The 20,841-nt window shown below is 58.6% G+C and carries 17 protein-coding genes and 2 pseudogenes; 8 read left to right on the plus strand and 11 right to left on the minus strand.

The features are described 5' to 3' along the window. The 3 genes from I6F36_RS31920 to I6F36_RS31930 form a co-directional block, all read right to left on the minus strand. Nucleotides 1–1,816 (minus strand): amino acid adenylation domain-containing protein (locus I6F36_RS31920; RefSeq protein ID WP_225130828.1); only part of this gene is annotated, 1,816 nt, incomplete at its 3' end. 808 nt (nt 1,817–2,624) lie between these two features. Then, a complete protein-coding gene (locus tag I6F36_RS31925) occupies nt 2,625–3,011 on the minus strand; it encodes an ectoine synthase (protein ID WP_225130830.1) in 387 nt (128 codons plus the stop codon). A gap of 773 nt (nt 3,012–3,784) precedes the next feature. Further along, the gene (locus I6F36_RS31930) at nt 3,785–3,994 is read right to left on the minus strand and encodes a hypothetical protein (RefSeq protein WP_225130838.1); all 210 of its coding nucleotides are present in this window, start codon (nt 3,992–3,994) and stop codon (nt 3,785–3,787) included. 392 nt (nt 3,995–4,386) lie between these two features. On the opposite strand from I6F36_RS31930, the gene I6F36_RS31935 reads away from it, so the two are divergent. Both I6F36_RS31935 and I6F36_RS31940 read left to right on the plus strand, forming a co-directional pair. Beyond that, a complete protein-coding gene (locus I6F36_RS31935; RefSeq protein ID WP_225130840.1) occupies nt 4,387–4,590 on the plus strand; it encodes a hypothetical protein in 204 nt (67 codons plus the stop codon). A 1,347-nt stretch (nt 4,591–5,937) separates the two neighbouring features. Continuing rightward, a complete protein-coding gene (locus I6F36_RS31940) occupies nt 5,938–6,141 on the plus strand; it encodes a hypothetical protein (RefSeq protein ID WP_225130842.1) in 204 nt (67 codons plus the stop codon). 231 nt (nt 6,142–6,372) lie between these two features. Here I6F36_RS31940 and panC read toward each other — a convergent pair whose 3' ends face one another. From panC to bioB, 7 genes are all read right to left on the minus strand, one after another. Continuing rightward, nucleotides 6,373–7,224, minus strand: coding sequence for a pantoate--beta-alanine ligase (gene panC / locus I6F36_RS31945; RefSeq protein WP_225143632.1), 852 nt, complete (start codon nt 7,222–7,224; stop codon nt 6,373–6,375). Between the two features lie 3 nt (nt 7,225–7,227). Continuing rightward, complete coding sequence (gene panB / locus I6F36_RS31950; RefSeq protein WP_225145056.1) at nt 7,228–8,106, minus strand: 3-methyl-2-oxobutanoate hydroxymethyltransferase; 879 nt, start codon at nt 8,104–8,106, stop codon at nt 7,228–7,230. A gap of 1,280 nt (nt 8,107–9,386) precedes the next feature. Beyond that, entirely contained in the window at nt 9,387–10,652 is a 1,266-nt protein-coding gene (locus I6F36_RS31955) for an adenosylmethionine--8-amino-7-oxononanoate transaminase (RefSeq protein ID WP_225130855.1), read from the minus strand. After that, nucleotides 10,649–11,284 (minus strand): dethiobiotin synthase, encoded by a 636-nt coding sequence (bioD, locus tag I6F36_RS31960; RefSeq protein WP_225130857.1) that lies wholly within the window; start codon nt 11,282–11,284, stop codon nt 10,649–10,651. The genes I6F36_RS31955 and bioD overlap by 4 nt, the downstream gene beginning before the upstream one ends. Beyond that, nucleotides 11,277–12,434, minus strand: a complete 1,158-nt coding sequence (locus I6F36_RS31965) for an 8-amino-7-oxononanoate synthase (RefSeq protein WP_225130859.1) — start codon at nt 12,432–12,434, stop codon at nt 11,277–11,279. The genes bioD and I6F36_RS31965 overlap by 8 nt, the downstream gene beginning before the upstream one ends. 74 nt (nt 12,435–12,508) lie before the next feature. After that, nucleotides 12,509–12,862 (minus strand): aspartate 1-decarboxylase, encoded by a 354-nt coding sequence (gene panD / locus I6F36_RS31970; RefSeq protein WP_225130861.1) that lies wholly within the window; start codon nt 12,860–12,862, stop codon nt 12,509–12,511. Nucleotides 12,863–12,913: 51 nt separating this feature from the next. Next, nucleotides 12,914–13,909 (minus strand): biotin synthase BioB, encoded by a 996-nt coding sequence (gene bioB / locus I6F36_RS31975; RefSeq protein ID WP_225142073.1) that lies wholly within the window; start codon nt 13,907–13,909, stop codon nt 12,914–12,916. Between the two features lie 114 nt (nt 13,910–14,023). On the opposite strand from bioB, the gene I6F36_RS31980 reads away from it, so the two are divergent. The 6 genes and pseudogenes from I6F36_RS31980 to I6F36_RS32005 all read left to right on the plus strand — a co-directional run. Then, nucleotides 14,024–14,659, plus strand: coding sequence for a GntR family transcriptional regulator (locus I6F36_RS31980; RefSeq protein WP_225130873.1), 636 nt, complete (start codon nt 14,024–14,026; stop codon nt 14,657–14,659). Nucleotides 14,660–14,794: 135 nt separating this feature from the next. Next, the gene (locus tag I6F36_RS31985) at nt 14,795–15,079 is read left to right on the plus strand and encodes a Dabb family protein (RefSeq protein ID WP_225130875.1); all 285 of its coding nucleotides are present in this window, start codon (nt 14,795–14,797) and stop codon (nt 15,077–15,079) included. Nucleotides 15,080–15,263: 184 nt separating this feature from the next. Beyond that, nucleotides 15,264–16,658, plus strand: a complete 1,395-nt coding sequence (gene pabB, locus I6F36_RS31990; RefSeq protein WP_225172865.1) for an aminodeoxychorismate synthase component I — start codon at nt 15,264–15,266, stop codon at nt 16,656–16,658. Then, on the plus strand, nt 16,655–17,251 hold the full coding sequence (locus I6F36_RS31995) for an aminodeoxychorismate/anthranilate synthase component II (RefSeq protein WP_225130879.1): 597 nt from the start codon (nt 16,655–16,657) through the stop codon (nt 17,249–17,251). The genes pabB and I6F36_RS31995 overlap by 4 nt, the downstream gene beginning before the upstream one ends. Nucleotides 17,252–17,544: 293 nt before the next feature. Continuing rightward, nucleotides 17,545–17,733: pseudogene (locus I6F36_RS32000) on the plus strand (transposase); the annotation flags it as partial. A gap of 364 nt (nt 17,734–18,097) precedes the next feature. Next, nucleotides 18,098–18,469 (plus strand): annotated as a pseudogene (locus tag I6F36_RS32005) (transposase); the annotation flags it as partial. Here the strand turns inward: I6F36_RS32005 and I6F36_RS32010 are convergent. Beyond that, nucleotides 18,470–18,940 carry a hypothetical protein gene (locus tag I6F36_RS32010; protein ID WP_225131000.1) on the minus strand — a complete coding sequence of 157 codons (471 nt, stop codon included), beginning with the start codon at nt 18,938–18,940 and terminating at the stop codon, nt 18,470–18,472. Nucleotides 18,941–20,841: the final 1,901 nt, after the last annotated feature.

The following is a 20,841-nucleotide window of genomic DNA, read 5'->3' on the forward strand; positions in this document are numbered from 1 at the left end:
CGTTGCGGCCCAGGAACTCAAGATTGCCGTCCGGCAGATAACGTGCAAGGTCGCCGGTCCGGTACAGCCGATCGCCCTCGACAAAGGGACTGGCGATGAACCGCTCCGCGGTCAGCTCAGGGCGGTTGAGGTAGCCCCGTGCCACCCCCGCCCCGCCAATGTAAAGCTCGCCCACCGCGCCGAACGGCACAGGCGCGCCATAGCCATCCAGCAAGTACACCCGCGTGTTGGCGATTGGACGCCCGACGTGAGGCATCTGGGGCCAACATGACGGATCAGCTGCAAGGTGGTGCTCGGAAATGACGCTGATTTCCGTGGACCCATATTGATTGATCAATCTCGCGTTCGGATGTGCTTCGAAGAACGCCCTAAGCAGTGGAGTGGCCTGTAATCGCTCGCCGGCTGTATAAAGCTCTCTTAAAGCGCGCAGCTGCACCCGCTGCGTGCTCCAGACTTCCGCAAAATGATTCAATGCCACGAACGGGAGGAAAAGCCGCTCGATGGCCTCCCGCTCTACAAATTCCAGCAGGTCGGAGAAGCGCCTCCGGGTCTGTTCCCGCACGAGCACAAGCACTCCGCCGTCCTTCCAACAGATGAACAATTCCTGACAGGACACATCGAAGTTCAGGGTCGCGAATTGAAGTGTGCGCTGTTTTGACGTGCCAATGCCCGCAAGCGAATTCACAAGCGCGCCATGGGACATTTCAACGCCCTTGGGGATTCCGGTTGAGCCGGAGGTATAGATGACATAGGCGAGATGGCGCGATGTGAGGCCAAGCGTGCCCGGGTCCGGGTTCGAAGGCGGCCGCTCGCCCCAAGCCGGGGTCGTCGTCTCCAGATCGACCACCGTCACATCGGCCACGGCATCGGCGCCCAATGCGGTTCGACCGGCGACATCGCAAAGCAGCAGTTTCGGTTTTGCATCGTCGACAATCTGCCGCAGCCGCGCTGACGGATAAGTCGGATCTAGCGGCAGATAGGCACCGCCAGCCTTCATGATCGCCAACACACCGACCACCATCGCTAGGCTGCGTTCCAGGCAGATCGCCACCGGCTGGTCCGGCTTGACCCCGAGCTCGATCAGATAATGCGCCAGGCGGTTGGCCCGCGCATTGAGTTCGCCATAGCTCAGTCTCTCCCTCTCATGGACCACTGCAACCGCTTCCGGCGCCCTTTGCACCTGCGCCTCGAACAACTCATGGATACATCGCTCAAACGAAAAAGGCGCCGCCGTCCGATTCAAATCCTCAAGCAGATACGCGCGTTCGTCGGTTGGCAGAATGCCGATTCGGCCGACAGACTGCCCCGCATCGTCCATCACGCCGCGTAACAAAACTTGCAAATGCTGCGTCATGCCGTCGATCTGCTTGGGCGCCAATCGAGCGGCATCAAAATGCCAGCGGAAGCTCCCATCCAGAGCGCGAACCTCAAAGGTCAGCAAATCGCCGCATAAGGCTTGGCCAGTCTTGTGGCTCGCCGACAGATCGTCGGCGACGGAACAGCTTTCTGTCGCGATTGCAATACCAATCGGCCAAGGGTGGCGCGCCCGTAGCGCCTCCACTCCTCGCAGGGTCGGGCAGCGCGCGATAAGATCTCGGGCAAAGCTGGCGTGTGCCCTCAGCTGAGCGACTTCGGCCGCTACGGTTTTGCGCACTTCTTCAAAATCATAAGCAAGCTCAATGCAAACCTCCATCGGCACGACGGAGGCGATTACGAGTTTGGAGCCAGTTTGCAATCCGTCCCATGCAGGCTTCCATCCCAGTTGAAACTCTTTTTGCCCGGTGACTCGAGCGAGATAGATCAGCCAAGCGGTCACCAAATATTCCGAGCGATCTTGTGGGGAAAGTTTAGCCAAACCGCTTGGGCTAAACCACGAACTCGACTGCCATCGGGAAGGCGCCGCAGCCACGGACGATGACAGAAAAGGAAGATGCAATCTGCTAAACTGCTCGAGCCGCCGTCGCCAAAACTCCTCCCCACGCGCTAGCAGTTCATGCGCGGCAGATATGCTCTGCACCTGTTCATCGCTCAAGCTCGGAAGGCGACTTTCTTGATTCACGCAAATCGCTCACATCGGTTCGTATCTGTTGTCGGGCTTAGGCTGGTCTGCATTGATGTGACGAAACCCTTCGCCGAAGCAGATCACTCAATCTTCGTGCCAACCTTGCGCATCACCAAATATGGTGCCGGCAGCATCGCAGCTGCCACTCAACCGCGTCAGAGTTTCTGGTAAGCGTCCTCATCGAACGACTTCTCCTCTATGGCGCCCTTTAGACGATTACGCATCTATCGTGCCAACGGTGAAATCGAATTCAATCAATGCGAAAGCCACAGCAGCGCTATGTCAGCTGTCCAACAGCGTCGCCAGACATCGTACAATTGAGCGCGCTATCAATCGGCACAAACCTCCGCCCGCCTGGTCTTTCCGGACAAGGGAAAATGGACCTGGAATGCCAAAGTATTTTGTCAGCTCCGCCGAAGCGCATCGCGTGCGCCTTTCGTAAAACCGGAACAAAGACTTTTTCTGAGGTCCGCGTGCGATACGAGGCAGCGCTGGATTGCTCGAGTAAATGTATCTCGCAATTAGCGGCAGTTCATGTTGTATTGGCGTTTCTTCGCATCACTCAATATGTGGAGCCCGCCGGGTCGTCGAGCTTGTGGCGCTCGGTTCCGGTAAGGGGCGGGTTGAAGATGCTTACGAGGATCATGTCGTTGTTCCGTCCCCCGCGCAGGAAATGCTTGTCATGCTTGTCAAGCACATACATGTCACCCCTGCGAATGGGAAAGACATTGCCGTCCATGTCCTCGACCTCGCCCTCTCCGCCGATGCAGTAGCAGGCTTCGAGATGATTCCGGTATTGCAGAAGCGAAACGGTGTTAGCGCGCACCACGGTGTGGCAGATGCTAAAACCCATGCCGTCCTTATCGGTCAGAAGGCGGTGGCTAGTACCATTGCCCCAATCGACGAAGTGATCGGTTGCTTCGACGTCGCGCAGGCTACGCACAATCATAGTGTTCGATCGCCCGGTGCAGGTTGAAGTGATTGATCCAAAAGCTGGAGGCCGTTGTTCTGCCCCGGAACTGCGACTTCCCTGTCGCGCTGCCGACTGCGGTCCGTCGAAACAACCAACCGTCGGTCGCGAAGAGCCCGTGCAGCAGTCCTATGGGATCGGCTACACGCAAAAGGCCTGCCATTTGCCCGACGGCGACTAGGGAAAATATCGGCGCGAGGGTATTTCGCAGCCGAGCCCGATCGACGCGTACCAATTTGATGTTCCACCTTTGGCGTGGTGCCGCCGCTTACCTTTGGATTCCCCAGAATGCTGCTGGAGATATTGCCGGCGACATAAACTGTCTCCAATCGCAGATTTGGCAAGTCGTTTCCCTCCTTGCTGTGCCTCTCGCCGCCAGTAGAGCAAATCTCATGCCGTGGTGGCAGGCCGATGAAAGATGAAGTTGTGGCTGTCTCAGCTGGCAAGCGAGTGAGAACGATTTGGCTGGGCGTGTAGCCAATCTAACAAATTGTCGAGATATGGCCGAATACAAACGGGTCCGGAGCGAGAACCGGTCGAATAGTTCGGCTTTCTAAGGCAAAAGCCGATATAGATTGAGCAGCTGATACCCGAGCCGAATGAACTCATGTGCAGGTCAGCAGATTAGGTCTTGGGGCTGGGCCGACAGCGGGCGGATATCATCGATTATTTGCCGGGTCGCGAGCCCATGATGATGCCGTCGGCGAGAAATCGCGTGGTCCCGAATGCGAGCGTCGTTCGCGGCTCCGCGCCTATCTTGCCGACATGTCCGTCCGCTTCGGAAGGCTGAACGCGAGCGGGAAGGTCTCGGCCGAAAGAGACTCGAGGGCCGCCTGCTCCTCGGTGAGGCGTCCTTCAATGAACTGACGTTCGACATCCGACAGGTTCGACTTCAGCAGGCGAGAATAGCGGTGGATGGTGTTACGGTGAGCACGAATGCGGGCCAAATATTCATCGAGCATCCTGGACGCTCCTGAGGTCGTCGCAATCTCTACGAAGAGATATTCAGGCGAGCATGTCGTCGATCAACGCGCCGCCTGCCATCGCATCTCGGAAGCCGTTCGGCAGGCGGATAAGACTATGCTAGTTCGTGATATCATTCCCTCCCCTAGCCTAGCAACCCTCGCGACGATCCGCAGCGTTTTTGGCTCGCCATAGCCGTCCTTCTGCTCGGCTAGTCGCTCAAACAGAGCTGGATGCTTGTAAGGCGCAAGGAATAGTCGGTCACGCCCCCGGCGCCGGACGCTTGTCGCTAACAAGCTCGCCCGTCAGTATTCTCTCCCGACGAGCTGAACATCGTTTGTCGATGTGCTATACGCATCTACGTTGAGAACAGCTTTGGTTGAGAGTTTCGATGTCTCTTTCGATTGGATTGATCGTCGACGGCTATGTGAAACTAAGCAACCGCAGCGCGCTGGAGACCCTTCTGGCGCATCGGCGGGAGCTACTGCAGCAGTTGAAGTGCGTTACCGGAGTTGATCCGAAGCCAGCGATCGCTCAGGTCAGTCAAGACATCACAGTGATTGAAAGGGCACTTGCGGGGCTCGCACAGGAGTAGACAGCAATGGCGCACCCGCTCGCTTGAGTGATGGCGCTCCGGCGCCGAACACTGAGTTCGCCCTCGTTTCCGGACGAAGGTTATTAGCGTGACGCCTCACCGGCATCGTGGCGCGCAAGGGTGCGTGCGCCAAGGCTTGGATGCGCTGCCTGTTGTGCGAGCAGCTCGTTTCAACGATCGGCCTCGCAGCGAGCAACGCGCCAACCGATTCACATCGGATAACGCCGCGTCTTGGGTGACGTTAGGCCGCCATCGATTTGCGACCACGATACACCTCTGCGAGCTGGCCGGATCGCTATGCCGCAGGCGACGCGACGGCGCGCGCGAATCTGGATAGCAGGCCAGGACCTTCAGCACTGTGACTTGGAAATTCGCCTCAATGACAAGCCATGTCCTAGATCTAATCGCCACATCGTTGGTGCTCTGGAAGAGCTTCCTGACCGATCTGTTTAAGCAGATTGGGGCACGTCTCATCTCTGATGGCGGCCTTCAGGATTTTGGAGGCAACGTAGGCGCGGACGCCGGCGTCATAAGGTGAGGCGCTTTCGCAGACCTCCCTATCGGCTCCAAACCCGACCGCTTGGCATCCTGCACTGTAGAGGGACTTCAATTCATGCGTTGAAGCATATCTTTGCGTCAAAAACCAGCGCCCGCCCCGCGTCTGGCGACGAAATCGGGCCAGGATCCGGCGCCCGCGCTAAGTGCCCCCTTGACTCGCCCTCCTGGCCGCTCTTGAGGGAACTTCGGCTTTATGCAGCTTAGGAGGTCGTCTGCGCGATCGTGAAGTAGTTTCATGGTCATGGGCGTGTGGTTAGTGATCCATAATTGCAGGTATTGGCAGCACACGATTTTGAGCAAACCTCCTTTGGCATGCCCGCTTGCAGGCGGATGATTTCGGTAGCGACTTGCGTTTTGGACATATAAGCCTGCTGAAGGACCCCAGCACGGAGACGCGAACGTCGCGTGAAAATTCATCGGAGGCGCTGCCGCAATGCAGGATTTGAGCGCGAGAGCGCGGCTCGTTGCATTAATCGATATTGCCATTTTGTTACCAGTCTGCGCCCAGAGCAATCACATGCAGCCGGAGGGCGGCATATTCCGCGGCCACATTGTTGGGGGTCATTACTGCAACTGAGCTTGAGCGACGAGCGAGATGGCGTCGCCGAAAGTGCCGTCGAATCTACGACCTGGGCGAAGGCCCTTTGCAGGGAGTGAGCTAGCAACCAGCCCACCGCGGGCTGCGTGTGAAACGCTCTGATCTGACGCCGAGGCGCCTCGTTCAGGGAAGAGAAGCAACTGGGCTGTTCAGATTATCTGCTGTGTTTGTCGAATCGGAAAGGGAGCTACATGAATCATCTCGGCAGCAGCTATCGTCGCACACCATCTGTGATGACAGACGAACAGCACGAGCTGAAGCGGTGCAAGCAGGAGATTGCGCGCCTCAAACAGCTGGTTGTACGACTTTCTGAAATTGTTTTGCGCGACGTCGTAAAAAGCGCGCAAAGCGGTCGGAACGCCCCGGAGTGTCCAAGCGAGCCGCCGAAATCATAAAACGGAAAGCGAACTCGCACTTGGCTGCTCTCGGCAGCGCGGCAGCGGCCCCGCCTCGCTCCACCCCGTCAGCCGGCAGAGCCGATCTCAGCCGACATCATGAGGTTGAGCGGGGGGGCAGTTGTTCAGCACGCAAAGGGCAGTTCCGGGTCGCCTTCGAGAGATGTTGAGGATTTCAGGGCCAACCCATCCGGTTCGACTGTTTGTGAGCGCAATCACTTGCGGATCTAGCTACGATGGCGACCGGGATAGGACTACATTGTCGATCAACCGAGTGGAGCCGACGTACGCTGCGACACAGAGTGCCGCCGGGTAGCGCAGAGGGCTCTCGGCAATCCTTAGGGTCCCAGTGTCGACAAGCTCAAGGTACTGCAGTCGATCGACCATTTCCAAATGCTTTCTTGCAAGCGCAATCAGCGTTGCCGCATCGCGCTCCCCTGAGGCAAACTCATGCGCTGCGGCGAACAAGCCACGGCTGATCGCAAGGCTCCGACCACGTTCTTCCGAGCTGAGATAACGGTTGCGACTGCTCATTGCCAGCCCATCTGGCTCCCGCACGGTTGGCACAGTGACAATCTCGATCGGAAGATTCAGATCAACCGTCACGCGGCGTATCACAGCGCATTGCTGAAAATCCTTCTGTCCAAAGTACGCGACGTTCGGCTGCACCATGTTGAATAGCTTGCAGACGACAGTCGCTACACCACGAAAATGTCCAGGCCTGAAAGCACCGCAGAGCGGTTTTGCGAGTTCGCCCGGCTCGACAAAGCTCTCAAATTGAGCCGGATAGATCTCCTCTGCACTTGGCGCGAAGATGATGGTGACCCCGGCACTGCGGCACAACGCTTCATCGCGCGCGAAGTCGCGAGGGTACCTGCTGAGATCCTCATTTGGGCCGAACTGAGTGGGGTTGACGAAGATGCTGACGACAGTGACGTCGCAGTGTCCCCGGCTTGCCGAGATCAGGGCCAGGTGGCCGTCGTGCAAGTATCCCATCGTCGGAACGAATCCGATGCGCTTATCGGCATTGCGAACGTCTGCAAGGGCGCGACGCAGCTCAGCGACCTTCGTAATGACTTGCATTTCTTACCTTGAGGTTGAATTGGAGGGCACCCAGTTGGCGACGGCATGCCGAAGCTGATCAGGAAGCCGATAGCACTCCTCCGAGCCCGGGAATGCACCTTTGCGGATATCGGCAGCCCAGCGCGACAGCGCCTCCTGGAACAGCTGGAATCCATTTGTATAGGCACGAACGAATTTGGGGCGATGACCTTCGGTTAGCCCCAAGACATCATGAAACACGAGCACTTGGCCCGAGCAATCAGGTCCTGCTCCGATCCCGATGGTGGGTATCGTGAGACATTCGGTCGCTCGCGCCGCGAGCTCGGCAGGAATGCCCTCCAGGACCAGCGCGAAGCAGCCGGCTTCCTGCAGACGGTGGGCGTCATCGAGCAGCCGCAAGGCGGTATCCGTTGTCCGTCCCTGCACCTTGAATCCACCCATGACGTTGACGCTCTGCGGGGTCAGACCGAGATGTCCCATCACAGGAATTTCGCAATCGACCAAGGCGCGTACCATATCGATGCGTTTGGCACCACCCTCGAGTTTCACAGCATCGGCGCCACGCTGCAGAAAACCTCCTGCGTTGCGAATCGTATCCTCAGAACCGACATGAAAGCTCAGAAAGGGCATGTCGGCCACAAGCAGGGCATGAGGCTTCGTGCGCGCAACAGCCTCCAGGTGATGATTCATCATGGCCACGCTGACGGGCAGCGTGTTGTCGAATCCCAGGCAGACGTTTCCAACGCTATCGCCGACCAGGATGATATCGACAATGGGATCCGCGATGCGCGTCGCAACCGCATCGTAGGCGGTGGTCATCACGACACGCCGTCCTTTATCCTTCCACTGCTGCAGTGCCGGAATCGTGACACGCTCTAGAGGCTGCTCTGAACTGTGGCTCATATTGAATCCGCTCCCCACACACCGTCGGCGCTTCCTAGAGAAGGCAGGAGAAACCTGTCAATGGTATGGAGGATGGAGATCCCAGTTTCTCTAGAACTGGAGAACAGAGCAAAAACAGCCCAATGGTCGCGCAACCATGAGACAAGACCTTCCTCATCGCGATTTCACCTCCCGATGGCTCGTCTTCCCGTGCAGTTTCAGCGGCTATGCCAGCCGCGGCCTCAATCGAGGAGCGGCGCTCGCGACGAGCCACCATCTGCACGCGTTTCTGGGCTAGTTGCAGTCTCTCCAAACGGTGACGGCTCGACCGGACCGAGCTGCAGATGCACGCGTGGGGACTTCGTCTTTAGGCACATCTGCGTGTCTGCCCCCTAGGGGTACTCGTTAGCCTCCCGCTTTCGCGCTGGCGCACCGAGCAAAGCAAACGGATGGCAGGCCAGGAACGTCCAAAAGTCACAGGCCGCCGTAAGCGCAGCGAGAGTCGCGGTCGAGTAGATGTCGTCGCGAAGGCGCTCAGACCGAGCCAGCCTGCTGGCCCTGTAGGCTCTGAAGTCGATTATTTTTGCCGATGTTTCTGTCACTTGATTTCCACGCGCTCTAGAGGGCCACTTGAATTCTCTGACCAGGGTCGTACCGGCACAACTCAGTCCATTCCTAAGCGGCTCGCCCCCGTCGCAACCAATTCTGATCGGCCTCCCGCCGCGCCTTAAAGCGGTTGACGCATTTCTTGGAGCAAAGGGCCGTTCGCCAGCAGTAATGGCGGATCAGCCCAAACTTTCCGCCGCATATCGCGCAGCATGTGGCTGAATGGTCGGGGGAATTACGGAATCCAATGTGCATTCTCGCCTCCTGTCAGACGTTTACTTGGGGAAGCCCCGCTGCCCTCTGACCACAGCACCACGCGCGCACCAAAGGTGCGGTCGCCCGGCGGTCCATTTCCCTGGTTCTTGCAGCCATCAAGAGTCTTGACTCTGATGTGCGGCTGCCTCGCGAAGCAGTACTTTCCGCAGAAAGCCTCGCCGAGAATTTGCTCAAGATAATGGATTTCTCTATCGTGGTTAACGCAATTCGCCCGACATTTCGGCCAAATGCTGCGCCTTTCATGGCTAGCCCGCAGGATTGCTGCGGCAGCGGGGTCGGGAGCGCTTAAGTGCTTAAAGCACGATCAGCCTGCGAGCCTTGGGTGCTGCATTCTCGTTGCACTATCAAGCGGCAGCAATACGGACACTTTCGCCTTCCAAGATGCTGTCGCTGCAGATGATTGCACAGCCTCGTGCATCTCACATCAGCAAGTCAGCAGCGTCGCGGATGGCAGTATAGATTTCATCAAGGTCGGCCGCCGTAACGCAGTAAGGCGGCATCACGTAGATCGTGTTACCGAGTGGGCGTAGCAGCAGATTCCGCGCTTGGAAGAAAGCCAAAAGCCTCGGACCGATGTCCGCCAGATAGCCGGCATCGCTCGTGTTGAGTTCAAGCGCTGTGACTGTTCCCGTGCGTCGGACGTTTGCGAACCGTGAATCGGCGCGGAATGGCACGAGTGCCTGCTCTTGCATCCTGGCCAAGGATGCCAGCCGCCAGCGATATTCCTGATCCTGCCATAGGTCCAGATTAGCCTTGGCCGCGGCACAGGCCACTGGATTGGCCGTATATGAGCTCGAATGAAAAAACGTACGTGTGCGATCTTCAGAATAATGCGCATCGAAAATATCGGCACGACAGAGTGTGACGGCGAGCGGCAGCGCCCCACCCGTGAGGCCTTTCGAATAGCAGGCAATATCGGGCATGACATCGGCCTGCTCACACGCAAACAAGGTACCCGTCCGGCCCCAGCCGGTCATGACCTCGTCCGCAATGAACAAGACGTCGAAGGCTTCGCAGATCCGCTTCATCTCTCTTAGGGTCGAGGGAGAATACATCAGCATTCCACCGGCACCCAATATCAGGGGTTCCACGATAAAGGCTGCGGGATGTTCGTTTCTACACGCGTTTTCAAGCGCATCGAGCGCTCTTTGCTCACGATCTCTTGCCGGGAACGGAATCGAGGTCACCTCGAACATCAGCGCCCCGTAGGCCGCATTGAAGACGCCTCGGCTACCTACCGACATCGCCCCGATCGTGTCGCCATGGTACGAGTGCTGCATCACCACAATTTGGGTTCGCTGTCTTCCGGTATTGCGCCAGTAGCCGAGCGCCATTTTCAGCGCGACTTCGACGCTGGTTGACCCGCTATCGGAGAAGAACACATGTTCGAGCGCCGGGGAGGTGACCTTCAATAGTTCCGTCGCAACTTGCTCAGCCGGGTCGTGAGTGTATCCGGCGAAGATGACCTGGTTGAGCTTGCCTGCCTGCTCTCGGATCGCGTTCACGATGCATGGATGGCAATGGCCGTGGGTCACGACCCACCAGGAGGAGATTGCATCGATAAGGCGTCGGCCATCTTCGGTGTAGAGATAAGCCCCCTCTCCCCGCAGCACCTTCGTCATGTCCCGCTGTAGAGCATGCTGCGTGAACGGGTGCCAGATCGGCGACCTCCTGGCTATCTTCATAGGTTCAGGAAATCGCTGCTAACAAAGGAGTCTTTGAAAGCCGCCTGCAGCCTATCGTCCGTGAGGGGAACAACCCACGGGAGCCGTCCCAACCAACGCACTCTCCCGATCTCGCAAATCGCGCTTTCAGTTTCGGCGTTTCTTTCGCCAATGAACGCAATTCCAAGGATTCGAATCTGACGCTTCCGCAGAGCCTCTATGGAGAGCAGGGAGTGATTGATTGTGCCCAGTCCCGTCCTTGCGCAAAGCACGACGGGGAGCTGCCAGCGCTCGAAGATGTCGATGTAAAGAGTGCGCGCTGTCAGCGGCACCATGAGTCCGCCGGCGCCCTCGATCACGAGTTGCCGCTCGCCGCTGTCCGGCAGTCGAAGCGTCTCTGTATCTATGCGAACACCGTCGATCTCCGCGGAGTAATGGGGCGACGCAGGCGTCCGAAGTCGGTAGAGCTCCGGGACAATCCGATCGGACGAGAGGCCACCGAGGCGGCGGATGCACTCGGAATCGGTCTCTTGTTCGAGTCCAGCCTGGACCGGCTTCCAGTAATTCGCGCCGAGAAGGCCGGCGAGCCCTGCGGAAAATACCGTTTTGCCGACCCCGGTGTCCGTACCAGCCACGACGATCCGCTTATTCATCAAAACGAGCCCTCGTCACCTCAACCAGCGCATCGAGCATTGCGCGCACGTCCTCTTCCCCAACATTGAGTGTCAACGAAATTCGCAACCGGGCGGTGCCTGCAGGGACGGTTGGCGGCCGAATTCCGCGGATGTCGAAGCCGCGCGCCTGCAGAGCAGAGGCAAGTCGCATTGCATGAGCATTATCACCTACGATGTACGGCACGATCTGAGAGGTCGATGGTGTGCGCAAACCAAGCAAGGTGATCTGCCGATGGGCGAACGCAACGAGATTGGCCAGCCGCTGCTGCCGCTCCGGCTCTTTCTGCAGGGTGAGAAGTGCCTCTCGAACGGCAACGGCCATCAATGGTGATGGGGCGGTGGCAAAAATAAACGGACGGCAGCGGTTGACCATGAAATCGCGCAAGATGCCGGAGGCCGTAACCAGTGCACCCGCCGCACCGAGCGCTTTGCCGCAGGTATGAACGACGATGAGATTTTCGCGCCTGTCATAAGGGGCCGTGAGCCCTCGTCCCTGATGCCCGTAAGCGCCTGTGGCATGAGCCTCATCCACGATCAGAAACGCGTCGTGGCGATCGGCGATTGCCACCAGCTCTTCGAGTGGAGCGAAATCGCCGTCCATACTGTAGAGACTTTCGGCCACAATCCAGACGCGGCCCGCCCCACCTTTGTTTCGCCAGTCGCGAATTTCGTCTTCGAGTGACTGGGGATCATTGTGCGCGTGAATTCGACACTCTGCGCGGCCGGCCCGTGCCCCCTCGTGAATACTGGCGTGCACGAGCGAATCGAGAACGAGCAGATCGCCGTGCTGCGGCAGCGTTGTCAGGAGGGCAAAATTTGCGATGTAGCCGCCTCCAAAGAAAAGCGCTGCCTCCGCGCCAAAGAACTGAGCCGCTTCCGTCTCGAGCCGTTCATGCTCCTCGCAATTGCCGCGCAGAAGCCGCGACCCGCCGGCTCCAATCGGAGTGCCCGCATCGAGCGCGGCGACCATCGCCTTTTTGATGTGCGAGTCGTTGCCGAGCGCCAGATAGTCGTTCGATGCGAAATCGATCCCCACGCGGGGCTTGAGGCAGCGCAGCCGTTTATCTTCGTTCAACGCATTCAACGCTGCGACGTAGGGACCAAGTCTAGCTGTTTGGATTGACCGCATTCATCACTCCGAGGCTCGCATCAAATCACGCAAAAAATGCGTTGGCCGTTTAAGAAGGAAGGATGGCCGGAGGTTCAACTTGCCAGGATGCGATTGTCTCTGTCCACACGCACAATGCGTGGCTTGAATATCTTTGCTTCGGCCTCGTCGAATGAGGCATATGCAACGATAATGATCTTGTCTCCGGGCATCGCCAGTCGGGCGGCCGCACCGTTCAGGCTTATCGTGCCAGACATCGGCGGCGCCTCGATCACGTAGGTGGCAAAGCGCATCCCTGTTTCGACATTGTAGATTTCGACGCGCTCGTTGATCACCATTCCTGCCGCGTCCAGGAGCGTACGATCTATCGAGATCGAGCCTTCATAGTGAAGATCAGCTTCGGTCACTGAGGCGCGATGGATTTTGCCCTTCATCAAAGTTATCTGCATTTCTCACCTAGGCTGGATGTAGGGGGCAACATATTGCGCGCACTGCTTCCGTCAGGAGAGCCCGGACGTGATGCCGAGCCGGGCCAGCAGATCCGCGTCGCGATCAACTTTCGGGTTTTTGGTGGTCAAGAGCACGTCGCCGACGAAGATTGAATTTGCGCCGGCCAAGAAGCAAAGCGCCTGCAATTCATCGGTCATGTATTGCCGCCCGGCGGACAAGCGAACCACACTCCTCGGCATCATGATCCGCGCGGTCGCCAGCAGCCGGACCAGCGCGATCGGATCGGGAGGCCCCGCGGTGTCTTCCACCGGCACGCCCTCGATCTTGTTCCACAGGTTGATCGGCACGCTTTCGGGATGGTTGGGAAGATTGGCGAGCAGCACGAGCATACCCAGGCGGTCCTCGACGCGCTCGCCCATGCCGATAATCCCGCCGCAGCAGATCTTGATGCCGGCATCGCGCACATGCGCCAGCGTATCGATGCGGTCCTGCAGGCTGCGGGTGGTGATGATCTTGCTGTAAAACTCGGGCGATGTGTCGACGTTGTGATTGTAGAAGTCAAGGCCGGCCTCGGCGAGGCGCGCGGCCTGCTTCGTTGTCAGCATGCCGAGCGTGACGCACGTTTCCATGCCGAGTCCCTTGACCGCCTTGACCATGTCGCAGACGGAATCAAGATCGCGATCTTTTGGCGTGCGCCAGGCCGCGGCCATGCAGAAGCGCGTGGCGCCGGCACCCTTCGCGCGCTGCGCGGTCGCAACCACATCGGCGCAACGCATCAGACGAGTGGCTTTCAGGCCGGTCTCGTAATGCGCGCTTTGCGAGCAGTAGCCGCAGTCTTCCGGACAGCCGCCGGTCTTGATGCTGAGCAGGCTCGCAGTTTCGACGTGGTTTGGATCGAAGTTCTTGCGATGAGCGTGCTGCGCCTGAAGCATCAGGTCGGCAAAAGGACGGTCGTAGAGCGCCTTAGCCTCTTCGACATTCCAATGATAACGAACCTGCGTCCCGTTGCCTGCTTCCTTCCGCTGGACTTGCGCAGCAGCATCCATAAGCCAATCCCGCTCAATTGTAGATAATCGCGTCAATTATCTATAGTCATTGCCCTCGAAGAGATGCTAATCGAGCTGTCTCGCAAATGCACCGGTTATTGCGGTAGATAATCTATGATCACTAGTGACAACATGACGACGGTCGCGCGCATCGCGGACTCAATTGCTGAGCGCATTATCAGCGGCGCCTTAGAGCCAGGCGCGCCACTCCGTCAGGATCACGTGGCACGAGAATTCAATTCCAGCCACGTCCCCGTGCGCGAGGCCTTTCGGCAGTTGCAGGCACAACATCTTGTTGTCGCGGTGCCGCGTCGCGGTGTTCGGGTTTCCCCGCTCGATACCCGTTCAGTGAAGGAGATCGCCGAAATGCGCGCCGCGCTCGAAGTGGTGGCATTGCGCCATTCGGGGCCAAGGCTCACAACAGCTCATTTGGCTCAGATCGAGCTCGCCCTGATCGAAGGAGACAATGCAAAGACGATCGAGGAGTTTGAGACAGCCAACCGCGCCTTTCACCAAGCCTTGGTCGCGCCGTGCGGAATGCCGCGTCTGCTCGCGAGCCTCGATGGACTGCAGCTTGCCAATTCTCGATTGGTGTTCGCGATGGCGCGATCGGTGGGCTGGCGACCGCGCTCCAATCAAGATCACCGCCTGATTCTGCAAGCCTTGCGAACGCGCAACGTCGATCAAGCCTGTAATCTGCTCACGCGGCACATTCAAACCATTGAGCGCCTTGCCCTTCCGGCGCCCTGAGCAAATCTGGCAAGCTTCATTGCGGATCGCCGACGATCGCAAGCGACGATCATGCGGCAAGCGACTAGCCTCATTGCAACGGGCTCTATTCCCAGATAGTTATGCCACCCACTAGCGACATCTCCACGGACGGCCATGATTCGTCACATCGTCTTCTTCAGCGCCAAGGACGAGGCGCATATCGACCATATCATCGAAGGTCTTTCGCTTCTCACCACGATACCACATGCGCGCCGGCTTGAGGTTGCCCGCAACCGCAAGACCGATCAGCTCGGCAACGATATCGATGTCGTGGTCTATGGTGAGTTCGACAGCGAGGCGGAGCTCGCAGCGTACAAGGCGCACGATCTCTACCGGGAGTCGATTAAGCGGGTCCGACCGCTCCGCGAGCTGCGGTTCGCGGCCGACTACGATGCATAGATACCCCTTGCGCCTCCACGGCAGGATGATCCAGGTGCTGTCGCAGCAAAAAGTCCACCGCCTGGTTAACTTGGCAATGGGCCTCAAGTTTCGGCCCATCGCAGGCAAGCGTCGTTCTCATCGGGGGGGCCAACAGATGGAACGGCACTTTCACGACGTCAGCCGCCGGTGACCGATAACCACGATGTACGTTCGCGAGTTGCAGTGGGTTGACCCTGTCATAGCGATGCGACGTCTCGGGCATCGATCGCATCTCACGTTTCTCGATAGCGTAGCAAGGCACGAGCTGCTTGGGCGCTACTCATATCTAACGTGCGACCCGTTCAGCACCTATAGGGTCGCGAACGGCCAAGTCAGTTGGAACGGACTGACTCTCGAGGCCGATCCATGGAAGGTCCTTCGCACGCTACTCGCGAAGTACCCGCAAGAGCATCGTCCCGATCTCCCGCCGTTCCAGGGAGGAGCGGCGGGCTACCTTGCCTACGACATGAACAGGACATTGGACCGATTGTCTGCGCCGGCAATTGCCGGTCTGGGTTTGCCCCAATCCATCCTGCATTTCTATGATGTGGTCATCAGCTTCGACCACCGGGATAACAAATGCTGGATCGTCTCGACCGGATGGCCGGAGCAGGATCGGGTGCGACGGAGCGAACGAGCGCGTCGTCGAGCCGACCAGTTTGCAGCATTGCTTGCCGGTCCAAAGGCGCCACAGAAGGGTTGTCCCAGCAAAGCGGGCGCATGGCGCTCGAACTTCAGCCGCGAGGGCTACGTTGCGGCGGTACAACGCGTGATCGACTTGATCCTGGCGGGTGACGTGTTCCAGGCGAATATTGCGCAGCGTTTCAGCGCCCGCCTGTCGACCTCGTTTGATCCACTCGCCTTCTATTGCCAGCTACGATCATTGAATCCAGCGCCTTTTGCGGCCCTGCTGCGATGGGGAAAGCTGACCATCGCATCAAGTTCGCCGGAACGATTCCTGAAGCTTGAGGGACGACAAGTCGAGACACGACCTATCAAGGGCACGATCGCGCGTTCTCCTGATTTCAAGGAAGACCAGCGCCGTGCGGCTGTTCTCCTCGCTTCCGAAAAGGATCATGCCGAGAACACGATGATTGTCGACCTTTTGCGCAACGATCTGTCACGCGTTTGCACCGCGCATTCGGTCGAGGTTCCGGCCCTGTGCAATCTCGAGTCCTATGCCTCAGTGCACCATCTCGTGTCGATCGTTACGGGGAAACTTGCCGGAGGCGAAGACGCCGTTAGCCTGCTCCGTGCTTGCTTCCCCGGCGGCTCCATTACGGGAGCGCCAAAGCTGCGGTCGATGGAAATTATTACAGAAATCGAGCGCATAGCGCGAGAGGTCTATTGTGGGGCGATCGGCTTCATCGGCTTCAACGGGCACATGGACACAAGTATTGCGATCCGCACGGTCACGATCGACGGCGACCTGGCTGTGTTTCATGCGGGCAGCGGTATAACGGCCCTGTCGGAGCCCGAGGCCGAATACGAGGAAACGCTCGCCAAGGCAGAGCGAATCTTTGATGCATTTGGTTCTGAACCAGCTGGTGCATTTTGATTGTCATCATCGATAATTACGATTCCTTCGTGTTCAACATTGCCCGCTATTTCCACAAGCTCAGTGAAGCAACGGAAGTGATCCGAAACGATGCTATCAGCATCAGCGAGCTCGTTGGTCTCAACCCGCGCGCGGTGGTCATATCGCCCGGCCCCTGCACCCCAAATGAGGCAGGAATATCGACAGCAGTGGTTCGCGAACTTTCAGGACGCGTACCAATTCTCGGCATCTGCCTTGGACATCAATGTATTGGAAGCGTTTTCGGAGGACGGGTGGCGCGTGCGCATCGGCCCATGCACGGTCGGCGCTCGTACATTGCGCATGACGGCCGAGGGTTATTCAAGGGGCTGCCAACCCCGCTTGACGTCGGACGCTACCATTCTCTTATCGTCGAGCTTGATCAGTCATGTGCGCAGAATCTCATAGTGACAGCGCGTTCGGAGGAAGGCGAGATCATGGCCTTCACGCACGGCTATTATCCCACTTATGGGGTCCAGTTCCATCCCGAGTCGATACTTACGTCACAGGGGCACGTCCTGCTTATGAACTTCTTGCGACTCACAGAGGATTTTCGAAACCACGCGGAGCAATGAGAGGCGGCTCGCCTGCCGATCAAGATGGTGGACTGTTGGTTTCCGACGTGGTTGGAAGGCGCAGCGCCATATGGCAGGCATTTTGTGGTAATCAGCGCTGTTCCGTGCTCGGCTCCGCAGTCAGCGGCGCGCCTCCGACAGAAACCGGACCTTGCGGTTTCGTGAGCGTCATCGAGGCACCACGCGCTGAGGGCTGATCTAGTCGGTTAGAAAGATCTCGTGGAATGGTTCGTCACGAGATCACCATGTCAAAGGATAGTCGTAAGGATGGCGATAAGGATAGGCATACGTCTATCCTCAAGGACGGCTCGGACACGCTGCAGCGTGTCGAGATCATTACCGGGACGGGCCGGCGACGGCGCTGGTCGACCGATGCGAAGGCGGCGATTGTCGCGGAGAGTTTTGCGCCGGGTGCAAGCGTGTCCGCGATGGCGCGACAACACGACATCAGCCCAAGCCTGTTGTTTCTGTGGCGTCGTCGGACAATGCGGGCGAAGGTGGTGGAGCGCGGGTACGGAGACGTGCCAGCTGGCTTTTGCCGGTCGCGATCACCGGCTGCGGGGGCAAATTGCCCTCGTGCGAAGAGCAGGCGGCAATCGAGATCGAGGTCGGCGCGGTTTGTATCCGTGTCAGGGGGACGGTCGACCGCCGGGCGCGGTGCGAGGTGCTGGCCGCAGTAGGGACGGTTGGCCGATGATCGGGCTCCGACCAGGGTTGTCGATCTGGATCGCGACGCAGCCGATCGATTTCCGTCACGGCATGGACTAGCTAGCGATGCTGGTGAGCGAGGCGTTTGGGGCCGATCCGTACGACGGCGGACTTTGTGTCTTCCGCTCCAAGCGCCGAGATCGCGTGAAGAAGTCCGGTCTTGGCAAGGCCATCAGCTACACTCTCAACCATTGGGAAGGTCTGACGCGCTTCATCGATGACGGGCGCATCGAGATCGACAGCAATACGGTCGAACGCAGCATCAAGCCGATAGGCCTGGGAAAGAAGAACTACTTGTTCGCCGGCAGTGAAGGCGGGGCCGAGACATGGGCCATTCTCGCGTCGCTCATCAACACGGCGAAGCTGAACGACATCGATCCGCGGCACTATCTGACCAATGTTCTCGAGCGCATCGTCTCCGGACGTACAAAGATCAATCGGCTGCACATGCTGTTGCCGTGGAATTGGAAAGCCGAGCGCGATGGTTCTGAGGCAAAGCTCGCCGCCTGATCAGTTCGACGGCAGGGCATCTGTAACTTCCTGCGCATCGCGGGTGTCGTCCGTCATAGACTCGTCGCGGATCACGCGCGGCGTCACCTCGTGCAGATAGACTTGCAGCGACCTCGCCAGCTCGGTGAACTCCGGCAGCAGCACCTTGTCGACGAAGCCCAGTGACGCACGGATCATCACCGTGTTGCGTCGCTGGCGGTGATAACGAAATGGCCGGAGCCCGTATCGACGGCAAAGCGCTAAAACAAGCGTAAGCGCGTAGGTCACCCCATGTAGCGGATGATGTTCGATTGTCAGAGAATCTCCTGGCGATTTGTCCCAGGAGTTCATGTGAGGGAACATATGTCTGATACCAAGAATTTCGAAGTTATCACGGCTGCAGCCGAGCGGCTTAAATAGAACTGCTGTGTCTATCATTTTGCGGACAATAGCGCGCTCTTGGATCGAGAGACGGCTCGGCAATATGGTCATGTTCACGAGGAATGTCTAGCCAGCTAGACCGCTACTGTGTAAGCGGTGCGACGTATTTGGTCCGGACGCGCCTGATGCGTGATCCAAATGGTAAACTCTCCTCCTCGAAGACCCGCCCGAAGCCGGATGTCGTAACCGGCGATCAGTCATAAAGCTTGCAGTGGACTAGGCTGACCGCCCCTCCGGTCCGTCGCGCCGCTGTAGCGGCCGCTGATCGTAAGCGCGCCGAACGGCCTTTTGTCTGGACCTGAACGTCCTGACGTCTAGTGGCAAGCTGCCCTGGGGCCCCTTCCATTTGTGATTTGTCGCGCAGGTCTGTCAGCTTTCAGTAAGCTCCCCCGGATACAGAGCCGTTGAGGTTGGCGGGATGTGGCAGGGACAGTGCTAGCGTACCAGAACGGTCGGCGCCGAGTCATGTTTCTCGTCAGCCTCATCAGCAGTGCGGATGCGGCAGGAACCTTTCGTCAACTCAGCCCCCCGCCGGTAGGATCCGGACCGCGCCCGCACTGCTTCATTGGGCGGCTCGGCGTACAAATCAAGCACATCCTCGATGCGCCGGAGGCAGACAGGCGGTGCGCAAGCTAAAGGCGCAGATGCCGCCGATGCCGGGATGAGTGGTGACGATATCGCCAGCAGCGTGGACGTCGGCCACTCGATGGTCTATCGAACCCGTCGGCGTTTTGTCGCAAGGCAACCCGGTGGCCGCCCAGAGCGGAGAGCCCGTGCAGGGGCAGAGCGCGAGCTCAACGACAAAGAAGAGGTCCTTCTGGTGGCCACCTCCTGCTTCAGCCCTCCGACCGCGCGCGCTGGACACTGGAGCTGCTGGCCGACGAGACGGTCAGACTGACGTCGCAGGAGAGCCTGTCGCGCGAGACGGCGCCTGGCCGAGAACGATCTCAAGCCATGGCGCAGAAGCATGTGGTGCACTCCAAAGGTACAAATGGGGTATGTGGCCAGTGAAGGCCATCTAGCACCGGCCGCCGTCGACTTTGCCGAGCGCATGCGCGAATTTCATTGCCCCCGAAGCATGCCAATTGGCTCAACATCATCGAGATCGAGATTAGCGCGCTCGCCCGTCAGTGTCTCGACCGGCGCATCGACAGTTATGCCCATCTCGTCAGAGAGACCGCTGCATGGGAGAACGCCGCAACGCCGAGCGCGCACCCATCAATTGGATGTTCGCGATCGAGAAGGCGCGCACCAAATTAGGCCGCTCTCTATTCTAAAATATCTACCAGAGTGCCGAAAGCAAAAAGACTCAAAATCTCTGTGCCGAAACACTAGGTGCCCACGAGCCCCGTTCAGCCAAGTTGCGGCCGATGGAAGAGAAGAACGCGGCCTCCCGGTAGGCTCTCGGCCGTGTAGGGCTGACCGTGGACTAAGAAACGGGTCATTGGGACATCCCGGCTCGGCAGAAGACCTAGGCTCTGCAATATGTCGATCACGACAGGCGAAGCCTCTTGGGGGCCGTGCGTCCAGTGATCGCCGAACAACTCTCTCAGTTCAGGCACTTGCGGGAGTGGCTGATGGCCTGATGCCGGTGCGGCAGACGGCAGGGAAAGGTTTGGCGCCAGCGCCGAAGGAGCGTCCTCACGCCATTCGAAAAGTGCCGGCGAATCAAACCCTGGCGCAAGACCGCCATAGATATCTGAGGAAGTCCTTGGTGCCGCAGCTTCACTCGGCAAAGTTGGCCGAGGGTGATGAATGAGTTGAACGTCGTTGGGGCCTTTCGGTCCCAAGATGGCCGTGTAGCGTTCGCCGCCATCGCTCTCTCATGAACTTAATGGACCCAAGGTGACTGGGACCTCTTCCCTGATGGGATTTCAGAGCGCCGCGCCAAGAGTATAAGTCAGCACCGATCAACGCCAGCCTCGTTGTGGCCGGCGGCGGCTAAGCCATCG

The organism is Bradyrhizobium sp. BRP19 (genome assembly GCF_020194195.1).
GTDB lineage: Bacteria > Pseudomonadota > Alphaproteobacteria > Rhizobiales > Xanthobacteraceae > Bradyrhizobium > Bradyrhizobium yuanmingense.